This window comes from Pedococcus sp. 2YAF34, from assembly GCF_052114585.1.
Classification (GTDB): Bacteria; Actinomycetota; Actinomycetes; order Actinomycetales; family Dermatophilaceae; genus Pedococcus.
Genome location: NZ_JBFRFA010000035.1, coordinates 30001 through 40277, shown reverse-complemented (window position 1 = coordinate 40277; position 10277 = coordinate 30001). Strand labels below are relative to the sequence as shown.

9 protein-coding genes are annotated in these 10277 nt (G+C 67.0%); 3 read left to right on the top strand and 6 right to left on the bottom strand.

What is annotated here, in order from left to right:
- Both mtrB and mtrA read right to left on the bottom strand, forming a co-directional pair.
- On the bottom strand, positions 1-1709 hold a 1709-nt coding region (mtrB, locus tag AB4Z02_RS15865; protein WP_441972122.1), incomplete at its 3' end, for an MtrAB system histidine kinase MtrB.
- Between the two features lie 2 nt (positions 1710-1711).
- Positions 1712-2389, bottom strand: a complete 678-nt coding sequence (gene mtrA, locus AB4Z02_RS15860) for an MtrAB system response regulator MtrA (RefSeq protein WP_056882586.1) — start codon at positions 2387-2389, stop codon at positions 1712-1714.
- Between the two features lie 273 nt (positions 2390-2662).
- Here mtrA and AB4Z02_RS15855 point away from each other — a divergent pair, with 273 nt between their 5' ends.
- Positions 2663-3115 (top strand): TadE/TadG family type IV pilus assembly protein, encoded by a 453-nt coding sequence (locus AB4Z02_RS15855; RefSeq protein WP_441972120.1) that lies wholly within the window; start codon positions 2663-2665, stop codon positions 3113-3115.
- Positions 3106-4368 carry a pilus assembly protein TadG-related protein gene (locus tag AB4Z02_RS15850; protein ID WP_441972126.1) on the top strand — a complete coding sequence of 421 codons (1263 nt, stop codon included), beginning with the start codon at positions 3106-3108 and terminating at the stop codon, positions 4366-4368. The genes AB4Z02_RS15855 and AB4Z02_RS15850 overlap by 10 nt, the downstream gene beginning before the upstream one ends.
- A 394-nt stretch (positions 4369-4762) precedes the next feature.
- On the opposite strand, the gene AB4Z02_RS15845 is transcribed toward AB4Z02_RS15850, so the two are convergent.
- From AB4Z02_RS15845 to AB4Z02_RS15830, 4 genes are all read right to left on the bottom strand, one after another.
- Positions 4763-6370 (bottom strand): pilus assembly protein TadG-related protein, encoded by a 1608-nt coding sequence (locus tag AB4Z02_RS15845; RefSeq protein ID WP_441972118.1) that lies wholly within the window; start codon positions 6368-6370, stop codon positions 4763-4765.
- A complete protein-coding gene (locus tag AB4Z02_RS15840; protein ID WP_441972116.1) occupies positions 6358-6885 on the bottom strand; it encodes a TadE/TadG family type IV pilus assembly protein in 528 nt (175 codons plus the stop codon). The genes AB4Z02_RS15845 and AB4Z02_RS15840 overlap by 13 nt, the downstream gene beginning before the upstream one ends.
- Positions 6886-6923: 38 nt before the next feature.
- Positions 6924-7436 carry a TadE/TadG family type IV pilus assembly protein gene (locus AB4Z02_RS15835; RefSeq protein ID WP_441972115.1) on the bottom strand — a complete coding sequence of 171 codons (513 nt, stop codon included), beginning with the start codon at positions 7434-7436 and terminating at the stop codon, positions 6924-6926.
- A gap of 480 nt (positions 7437-7916) precedes the next feature.
- Positions 7917-9599 (bottom strand): hypothetical protein, encoded by a 1683-nt coding sequence (locus tag AB4Z02_RS15830; protein ID WP_441972113.1) that lies wholly within the window; start codon positions 9597-9599, stop codon positions 7917-7919.
- A 166-nt stretch (positions 9600-9765) separates the two neighbouring features.
- Between AB4Z02_RS15830 and AB4Z02_RS15825 the strand changes: the two genes are divergently transcribed.
- Positions 9766-10212, top strand: coding sequence for a GtrA family protein (locus AB4Z02_RS15825; protein ID WP_441972111.1), 447 nt, complete (start codon positions 9766-9768; stop codon positions 10210-10212).
- Positions 10213-10277: the final 65 nt, after the last annotated feature.

Genomic DNA, 10277 nt, shown 5'->3' with positions numbered 1-10277 from the left:
CCCTCACGGCGGCTGGTCGGCGCAGCCGGCGCGGAGGGCGCGGTCGCGCGGCTGGGTGCGTCGTCCGGTCGCAGGGCCAGCGGCGAGTCACCGATGGTGCCCCCCGCGCGGCGCGGCAGGGTCAGCCGGAAGCAGGAGCCCTGGCCCGGTTCGCCCCAGGCCTGCAGCCAGCCGTCGTGCAGGCGGGCGTCCTCCAGGGAGATGGCCAGGCCCAGGCCGGTGCCGCCCGTGGTGCGCGCCCGGGCAGGGTCGGCGCGCCAGAACCGGTTGAACACCAAGGCGGCCTCCCCGGGGCGCAGCCCGACGCCGTGGTCGCGCACGGTCACGGCGACGGCGGTGTCGTTGCCGGCCACGTGGATCTCGACCGGCCGACCGTCGCCGTGCTCGACGGCGTTGACCACGAGGTTGCGCAGGATCCGCTCGACGCGCCGCGGGTCCATGTCGGCCTGGCAGGACCCGGTCGCCTCGACGGTGATGGTGCTCCCCCACCGCTCGGCCAGCGGCTGGGCCGACTGCACCGCACGGGCGACGGTGTCGCGCAGGTCGATGAGGTCGACGTCGAGCGCGGCTGCACCGGCATCGAACCGGCTGATCTCGAGCAGGTCGGCCAGCAGCTCCTCGAACCGGTCGAGCTCGTTGTGCAGCAGCTCGGCCGACCGCGAGACCGTGGGGTCGAAGTCGCGGCGGGAGTCGTGGATCAGGTCGGCCGCCATGCGGATGGTCGTCAACGGGGTCCGCAGCTCGTGGGAGACGTCGGAGACGAACCGCTGCTGCACCCGCGAGAGCCCCTCGAGCTGGCGGATCTGGGTCTGCAGGCTGTCGGCCATCTCGTTGAAAGACGCCGCGAGTCGCGCGAGGTCGTCCTCGCCGCGGGCGCGCATCCGCTCGTTGAGCCGGCCGGAGGAGAGCCGCTCGGCGACGACGGCCGCGCGGCGGACCGGGTTCACGACCTGCCTCGTCACGACGTACGCGATGGCGCCCACCAGGGCCACGAGGGCGAAGCCGCCGATCGCGAAGGTACGGGTGATGAGGTTGAGCGTCGCCTGCTCACGCTGCATGGGGAACACGACGTAGAGGTCGTACTTGCCAGCGACCGGCAGCTCGACCTGCGAGCCCACGAGGACCGCCGGCACCTGCTGGTCGGTCTGGGGATCGGTGATCCCGATCAGGGTGACCTGCTGGCGGCGCGGGTCGGCCTTGATCGCCTGGCGCATCTCGGCCGGGATGCTGGAGAGCCCGACCGCCCCGCTGAGGACGGTCTGCACCGTCTGCACTGAGGTGTTGCCGAGGCTGCGGGCGAAGACGAGGTAGCGCTCGTTGTCGCCGCCGGGTGCCGCCACGCTCTTGATCGTCTGCTGCGCAAGGAGGTTGAGGCCCGCCTGGCTGCTCTGGTCGCTCTCGTCGAAGCGGTCCTGCACCTGGCTGGTCAGCCGCGAGGTCTCCAGCTGGGCCGTGGTCATGCGGTCCTGCTCCAGGCCGTCGGAGATGGAGGAGTACAGGTAGGAGCCGAGGCCGAGGACCACGAGCAGGCCCAGGAGCATGGTCGTGGCGACGACCCGCACCTGCAGCGACGCGCGCCACGCGTGCACGACCCACCGCAGCCCTGTGGTGAGCCACCGGCGCGCGAGGCGGAGCAGGCGGCGTACCGCGCGCAGCACCTCGTGGCGGTCGGAAGGCCACCGCGGGGAGGACGTGCCCGGGGTGGACATCGTCAGCTCGGGCCGGCCTTGTAGCCGACTCCACGGACGGTGACGACGATCTCCGGGTGCTCGGGGTCGTGCTCGATCTTGGAGCGCAGGCGCTGCACGTGGACGTTGACCAGTCGCGTGTCGCCGGCGTGCCGGTAGCCCCACACCTGCTCGAGCAGCACCTCACGGGTGAAGACCTGCCAGGGCTTGCGCGCCAGGGCGACGAGGAGGTCGAACTCCAGCGGCGTGAGCGACAGCGGCTCTCCCCCGCGCTTCACGGAGTGGCCGGCGACGTCGATCGACAGATCGCCGATCTCGAGGCGCTCTGGCTCCGGCTCGTTGTCGCGCCGCAGCCGGGCGCGGATGCGGGCGATGAGCTCCTGCGGCTTGAACGGCTTCACGACGTAGTCGTCGGCGCCTGACTCGAGACCGACCACGACGTCGACGGTGTCGGTCCGCGCGGTGAGCATGACGATCGGGACGCCGGACTCGGCGCGGATGCGGCGGCACACCTCCATGCCGTCGAGGCCGGGCAGCATCACGTCGAGCAGGACGAGGTCGGGCTTGGCGTCCCGGAAGGCGCCGAGCGCGTTGCCTCCGTCGGCGACGTGGGAGACCTCGAGGCCCTCGTTGCGCAGGACGATGCCGAGCATCTCCGCCAACGCCAGATCGTCGTCGACGATCAGTACGCGACCCTTCACCTGCGTCAGCCCTCTCCCTGCAGTGCGTAAAGATTCCCTCACGAATCATCACACACCGGGGCCGCCGAACCGGTGATGCTTCCGTGACGGCGCGGCAGTCGAAGGCAAAGGTCGCTTGTGGTTTCGTCCGTTTGGACGATTCCGCTGGCCACCGATCGGACCCCACACTGATGCGCCGGGGGGCACGCAAGCACAGACGAGGATCGGGAGCAGACAGTGGTTCACAGGCGGAGCGCCCGGTCCGGCGACCCCTCCGACGCCGGAGCATCAGCGGTGGAGTTCGCGCTGGTGATGCCCGTCCTCTTCGTGCTCCTCTTCGGAATCATCGACTACGGTTTACTTTTCAACGACCTGATCGGACTGCGGCAGGGTGCGCGCGAAGCCGCACGACAGGGGGTGGTGCAGCAATTCGACCTCAGTTGCACTACGGGCACCGCCATGGACAAGATCGCATGCTCCACGCGAAGAGCTTCCGAAAGCACGCTCGGCACCTCTCCAGTCAGGGTGCGCGTCCTGACGCCAGATGGGTGGGTGCAGGGCGGCAGACTCGTGGTGTGCGCCCAAGTGAAGGAACGGAGCCTCACCGGAATGGTCCCCTTCCCCAGCAAGCCGCTCCAAACTCGCACGATCATGTCGATAGAGAACGTAACGACGTCGCCATCTCCTCTCGCATATTTGTCCGACGCGGCTCCGGATGGCGGAGATTGGGACCCCTCATGGTGCTAAATAGAAGTAAAATCCTTCGGGCTCGCGGTGAGCGCGGGGCCGTTGCGGTCGTGGTCGCAATAGTGACGATGTTCGTACTCCTCTTCAGCGCCGCCATCGTCGTCGACCTCGGCAATGCTCGTGCCGTAAGGCGAGAATCGCAGAATTCCGCCGACGCGGCGGCCCTGGCCGCAGCTAACGCCCTCTATCCCTTTCCCGCCAGCAACTCTTGCAAAGCCGGATCACAAGCTTCGCCGTGCTTCACTGACGCGGTGAGGGCCGTGAAGGACTATGCCCTTTGGAATTTCAGGGTGGCAACCAACGATTCGGGCTGGTCGAGCTGCGACGCGCCGATAGCACCGGCAATTGCCCCGTCAGGCGAGAACTGCATCACGTTCGATAAAGCAGTGTCACCAACGACGGTGTCCGTCGTCATCCCTGTCAAGGACTCTCCAGGCTTTTTTGGTGGATTCACAGGAAAGACGAAGATCCCCGTATCCAGCAACGCTAGCGCGAGGGTGCACGTTGAATTCAAGTGTTCCCTCTGTTTCATGGGAAGCATTAACGCCGGCAATGGAGACTTCACGGTAAACGGTGGAGGGATAGCCATCAACGGGAGCGCCAACGTCGGCAGTGCACAGCAGGCGAACTGGTCGGGCGCCTTCATTGGGGTTGTGGCTGGCACCAATGGCGGGAAGTGGACGCCGACAGCTAATCAGATTCCCTCCTTCTCAGACCCCCTCGCATCCTTACACCTCCCACTGGACACCACGGGGTTGTCCTCGTTTTCAGACCCCTGCTCAAGCGGACCGGGAATATATACGGCCAAGGTTGAGATCGGCAAATGCATCCTCCAACCAGGCCTCTACGTCATCTCGAACACATGGAGTATGAAGAATAAAAGCGAGCTCGACGGGACTTCCGGAGTGACGCTCTACTTCAAGGGGCCCAACGGCCAGATCGACATGAAGAACGGCGATCTCAACATCGTCGGACAGAAGGCGGCGGGACCGCTTCAGCGCTACGCAATCATCTATGATCGAGACAATCCCAACCCGGTTTCTCTTCAGGGAAATGGTACGAGCACCATCGATGGTATCCTTTACGCCCCCGCATCGGCACTTGACTTTAATGGTGGGTCCACCTGGACCATTAACGGCGGACCGGTAGTGGCCAAGGGGGTAGTCATGGCAAATGGCACAAAATCGGGGATCACGATCAACAACCCCGTGGACCCGACCGTGACGAAGATCCGGCAGTACCTGAGTCGATAAGTAGGGGGCGTCGCCTCGGGTGCTGCAGTAGGGCGACTCGAGCACCCTTCGAGACTAACAGTCGTCGCACGTGGAAGCGAACAATAGTGGCATTGCCGTCCGTGCGATCGGTCTCAACAGGCCGGTTGCCACCCAAACCTTTTCAGCTGTATGCACGCCAATAGGAGTTATCGCAAGTCAGCCCAGACGCGTTCGAACGGCGACGATTTCCTGCCCGCCGCGCATTGAAGTGCGTTCTTCGAGAGCGTTATCCGCGCCCATGAGGCAAGTAAGGCATGGGGGCAGAGTTTAGCCTCGCTGCATCTGCGACATTTGGATCGAATCCTTCGGTTCGTCTCCTACGCGACATCGGGACTTGACATCAGACCTGCGTCGATCGCTGGGGAAATACAACCTACTCCACCAGCCGCACCGGGTCGCCTGCGATGCTGGCTGTCCAGGACGTGGTGTCGGCTGGGGTGGAGCCCGAACCATAGAAGAACTCCAGGCGCAACCAACACCCGGTCGGGGACGAGTCCGCGCACGAGTAGTCGGTGGGGATCTGGACGTTGACGTCCTGCCACTTGCCGTTGTAGCTCGAGTTCACGCTGATCGTGCAGTTGCCGAGGGCGCCTGACTGCACCCCTGAGCCCGTGCAGGAGGTAAACGTGTCGCCGACCTCGGCGGGGGGCATGACCTGGACCGTGCTGCCCGACGTGGCGCCGTCGCCGATGTCGAACAGGCGCACGGTGAAGAGCTGGCCCCGCGCGCCGCTGGGCACCCTGGCCAGGTAGAACTTCGTCCGCCCTGCGGGGGTGTTCGCGTACATCGCCATCTTCGCGTACCCAGCGATGGCGATCCCGTCGTCGCCGGACGGGCTCTCGCTGTAGGCGCGCAGGCTGAACCTGTTGTGACCACTGGCGGCGTCGTTGCCCACACCGTTGGTCTTCACCTGCACGAGGTAGGTCCCAGGCGCCACCCCTCCGGTCACCGTGCACAACGGCTTCCAGCGACGGAAGGTGTCCGCGACGGCCGCGTTGAAGGACGGGCTCGTCGTGTCCAACGCGCCGGCCAGCGGCCCGTTGAAGCCGGGGTACGTTCGCTGGCACCCTGGGAGCACTGGGAAGCTCAGCGGGTCCCACGGGTTGACGCTGGGGCCGCGTACGGTGAACTGGGTCTGGACCTCACCCGTGCCGCTGAACCTGACGTCGCCCGTGCACACCCCTGAGGTGGAGCCGGCCTTGTACCGGGTGTCCGGGTCGGGCACGACGGTCTTGTCCGGCGTGAGGGACGCCGCGCCGGAGAGGTTGGTGTCGCAGGTGTCACCGACCGCGATCAGGGCAGGGTCGAACGCCTCGATCGTCAGGGAGGCCAAGGGCTTGGTCACCGTGACGCTGTAGAAGTAGCCGTTCGGGTCGAAGTCCGTGTTGCTCGCCATGGAGTTCTGGTAGGCGTCACCATTGGCCTTCGGCGCTTGGGGCGAGCCGACATTCGCCCAGAACTGCGCGGTGCCGTTGCAGTTCGCGCTGCGGTGTCCAGCCGGATACGGGTCGTCCCCGTACCCGTTGCACGGGCTGCCCATGGGGACAGGCCCGGCGTAGTCCGCCACCGCAGTTCTGGTGATGGTGGTCTGAGGCAGACCCATGAGCCACCCGAACTGGTTCTGCACGGTGCGCGAGACGGTCACCCGGAGCCGAGTCGGACGTCCGTCGATTGCCGACGTGACAGTGGTGTTGCCCGCTGCAGCGAAGTTGTTCCGTGCAGCCAGGGTCTGTGCGGTCGAAAACGCCGAGGCACTGTCGCCGGGCAGGTAGGGCACCCCGCCCAGGGCAGCCGCGTCGGCCGCACGCTGGGCGCGCTGCCCCGTGAAGTACCAGTTGCCGACGTCCACAGCGAAGGCGCAGAAGGCGAGGAGCACCGTGAGCATGATGCCGACCATCACCGCGACGTACCCGTTCTCGGAGGACTGTCGCGTGCGCCGAAGTCGGCCGATGACTCGTTGCCACGGCATCATGGCTTGCATCCGCTCAGCGCAGGAAATGGTTCGAGGTTCATGGCCGAGGCCTCCGCAATCGTGGTGGTTCCCATGACTCCCGTGAGGGCAGGGTGGGTGACCTTCGCGTACACGCCGACTCTGTCCGGTGGACCCCCGGCAGCGAGCGTGCAGGCGTTCTGTGAGGTCGCTGGCCAGGTGTCGCTCAGTGGCACGAACTTGGCCGTCCCCGAGTCCCAGCGAAACTTCACACACACCGAGCAGTCGCCGAAGTCAGTTCTGCCAGAGGGGAAGTCGTTGGTGGCGTTTGCCTTGTACACCCACAGCTCTTGAATCGCAGTGGGGCTCATGACGCCGCCCTTGCGTTGCACCTCGTCCGCCGCCATCTGCGCAAAGGTCACGTTGCGCGGGGTTGCCGAGGCGATGCGGACGCCGGCCCGGATCATGGCCTGGGTGCCAAGGTAGTCCTTGAACAACATCCCGAGCTCCATGATGCCGAAGAGCAGCGCGAACACGACTGGTGTGACGATCGCCGCCTCGACCATGGTGGCCCCGCGCTCGCCGCGACGACCCGTCACCCGCCTCACGGCTTGCACGGCCCGGCCTGGTCGTAGGGCTCGATCCGCATGACGGTCGACTCCGTCAGCCGCTGGTTCTGGAAGAACCACCCGAGCCGGGACGGGTACCGGTACTGGACGTAGACGCCGACGTCGTCCTGGGAGCCAGCGCACGCGTTCTGCGACGACGCCGCCCAACCTGACGGGCCGTCGGCGACCAGAGCCGAGCCCGATCCGACGTACTTCGCGCACACCGAGCACGACGCAAAGCTCCCGGAGTCGGGCAGGCCGGTGGTTGGGTTGGCCTTGAAGATCCACACCGCGGTCACTCGGGACAGGTCCATGCTGTTACCGAGCGTCGACGCGACCTGGTCAGCGCCGGCCGCGCCGAACGTCGCCTGGCGAGGCATCGACGATGCCATGCGGGCACCTGCCCGTGAGGCTGACGAGACCACGAGGGCATCCCGGTAGAGGAAAGACGTCTCCACGACGCCGTAGATGATCGTGAGCAGAAGCATCGACACCAGGGCCGTCTCCACAGCAACAGAGCCCCGCTCACCCGATCGCCTCTCGTGCAACCGATGACTCCCCACAGCGTCCCCCGCTCCCGAAACTTGACCAAATCTTTAAACTTCGTCCGGCGTGGGCGGTAGCAAGGCGCGCAAAGTAGGGAGGATGAACCCGAGAATCTGACCGAAAGGCTGAGGACAAATCGGCACATCGGCCCCAACTGTGTCTCGGTTAACCGACCAGGAAAGCGCCGTCCACGAACGCCGATGACGAGGTGTTGACCAGCGCCCGGTCACGCAGGAGCGCAGCGCCCCCTGTCCTGGCGCGGAATGTTGGATGGTCGAGACGAACTGGCAGCGCTGCCAGAGAAGCTCGCGAGCAAGCTGGTTACAGGCGCGCCTGCGCGTGATGCGAGGCAGAGACCGCTGATTCATCACCACCTCGGCCGTGGCCGGTCTGCCGCCGCTCGCAGCACCGAGGCAGATCCGGCGAGGCTGACGAGAGCTTGCTCAGCGCTGCTGGGCTGCAGGGATGACCTGGACGCGGGGGACGCAGGCATATCGCCGGCGCACTTCGGCGGCGCTGCGGTCACTCAACACAGCCGGCTCCCGAGCAGCCGCGAGGAGTGCGCAGTCCTCCCCCACATCGAGCGGCGACTGCGGAGTGCGGACCTGGGTCACTCGCACATGGTAGAAGTCGAGAAGAACACGCCCGATGGTGTCGTCGCCCACTGCGCCGAGCCACACAATTTGGGCCTTCTCAGCTCCCGGCGATGTGACGGCATCGAGAACCAGTGGACCACGAACGGTGGACCAGGCGCCGGCGAACGCGGCCGCTGGGCTGACGGCGGCGCATGTCAGCAGCAGGCCGCCCACTAACCCTGCCACGCGACGCCCCGCGGTGATGGGCAACGACGAGCGTCGCTTCCCTGCCCAGGCCCACGCCCGGACAATGGTCAGCGCGAGTGGAGTGAGCCCTAGGGCTGCAGAGTGCCACATCAGTTTGCTCGGGTAGTAATCCGACAGGGGGATGCCCACCCTCACGGCAACGTAGATCGCCGTGAGGCCGGGGAGCAGCACCATGCCAAGCAGGGTCAGGAAAGCTGGGTCGTGGCGCCGCCTGACAGCCATGCCGAGGGCGCACGCGACCCCGACGACCAGGAGTGGGACGGGGACGGGCGCCTCCACGCCCGAGTCAGTTGCATGCTGGATGCCGATGACGGTGAAGACAGCCATCAGGGCCGGGAGGGCTGCCGCCGCGCCGACCAGGCAGACCCCGGCGCACCGGCTCCGCGCCCCCGGGGTCCCACGACGAAGAACGGGCCAAGCCACATAGAAGAGCGCGAGCCCGCAACCGGGTAGCAGCAGTTGCCAGCTGTGCGCGCACACGACCGCGCCAGCCACCGTCACGAGGATGGCGTTGAGGCGGCGCCCTTCGTCGAGGGTCAACACCTCTCGTGCGACCACAGCCAGGACTATCGCGCCGACGTAGGAGTTCTCAAAGCCGAGCGCTTGGTAGACACCGAGGAACGGGGCCAAGAGAATCACTGCTCCAGCACCCAAGCCAGTTACCTGCGCTTGCCGCCCAGATGCTCCATGTCTTCGCGCCGCGGCCACGGTCAGCGACGCGGTCGCCAGGCTCAGCAGAGCCGGAAGGCACCAAGCCGCCGTGGACATCAGGTCGACCAGCGAGCGGAGGCCGGCCGCGTCGTCGTGACCGCCGCTCGCTGACCACATTGTCGTGATGACCGTGTGCCACGCGCGCGGGTAAGGCTGTGTCGAGTAGTCAAGGCTGCCCTGAGCCTGCTCATCTGCCACAAAGAGCAGGTGGCGCACGTGGTCGCCGCCGAGGAACCATTCGGCTCGCTCTCCCAGCGGCAGCATCCTCACGCCAAGCGCGTAGGCGGCAATGACGAGCCCGGGAACGGCTGGCAGCAACCCCGCGTCGCGCCTCCCACCGCGCCTCGGGGTCCTGACGGCAACAGTGCCGACGGCCACCGCCACCAACACCACCAACCCGCACAACGACGCCGCGCGACTGGAAAGGGGACGCACGCCCGCCCGGGCGCACGCGACACCCAAGGCAGCAGCGCAGGCGGTCACGCCGACAAAGGCCACCGGCAACGCGTCCACTATTCCTGCGAGACGCTGCCGCCACGACGGCCGGATCCGGTCGCGCGCGTGCGTGGTCATGGCTCGGAGGGTAGACGAGCCGCGGCCCAACGGCGCCCATTCGTCGTCCGTTCGGCCGACGTGCGGATGGCCGTTCGTGTCGATCGCCGTCCCGCCTCTGCCGCTCTGGTTACGGCATCCCTATCGTCGCACCGAGAAGGAGCTCGATATGCGAAGGGGGAACTGCGTGGCCGCCACGCCACTGCTGATCGGGGCCGCCCCGCCACGGGCCCCCCTGCGCCGGCTCGACCCGACGGTCGTGCGCTTCGCCTGTGTCGGCGTCGGCAGCACCGTCGTGCACCTCGGACTCTTCGCCGCACTCCTGCACCTGCTGCCGACCAGCCAGACGGCCAACCTCGGGGCCCTCCTGGCGGCCACCATCGCCAACACCGCGGCCAACCGCCGGTTCACGTTCGGGGTCACCAGCACGACCGCCGCGGTCCGCCAGCACCTGCAGTCGCTCGGCCTCTTCGCCCTGACCTGGGGGCTGTCGGCCGGCGCCCTGTGGCTCCTGCACGCGTGGGCGACCCAGCCCCCGGCGCTGGTGCAGACCGTCGTGGTCGGCGGTTCCATGGTCGGCTCGACCGTGGTGCGCTACGTCGCGATGCGCACCTGGATCTTCGCCGCCCGCTGACACGGCGATGCCGCCCGCCCCGGTGGGGCGAGCGGCATCCGTGCTGACGGTGCCGTGAGGTGGAA

Coding starts and splice junctions, on each gene's coding strand:
- AB4Z02_RS15850 (WP_441972126.1), top strand. CDS start 3,106: ATGGTGCTAAATAGAAGTAAAATCCTTCGGGCTCGCGGTGAGCGCGGG.
- AB4Z02_RS15845 (WP_441972118.1), bottom strand. CDS start 6,370: ATGCAAGCCATGATGCCGTGGCAACGAGTCATCGGCCGACTTCGGCGC.
- AB4Z02_RS15840 (WP_441972116.1), bottom strand. CDS start 6,885: ATGGTCGAGGCGGCGATCGTCACACCAGTCGTGTTCGCGCTGCTCTTC.
- AB4Z02_RS15830 (WP_441972113.1), bottom strand. CDS start 9,599: ATGACCACGCACGCGCGCGACCGGATCCGGCCGTCGTGGCGGCAGCGT.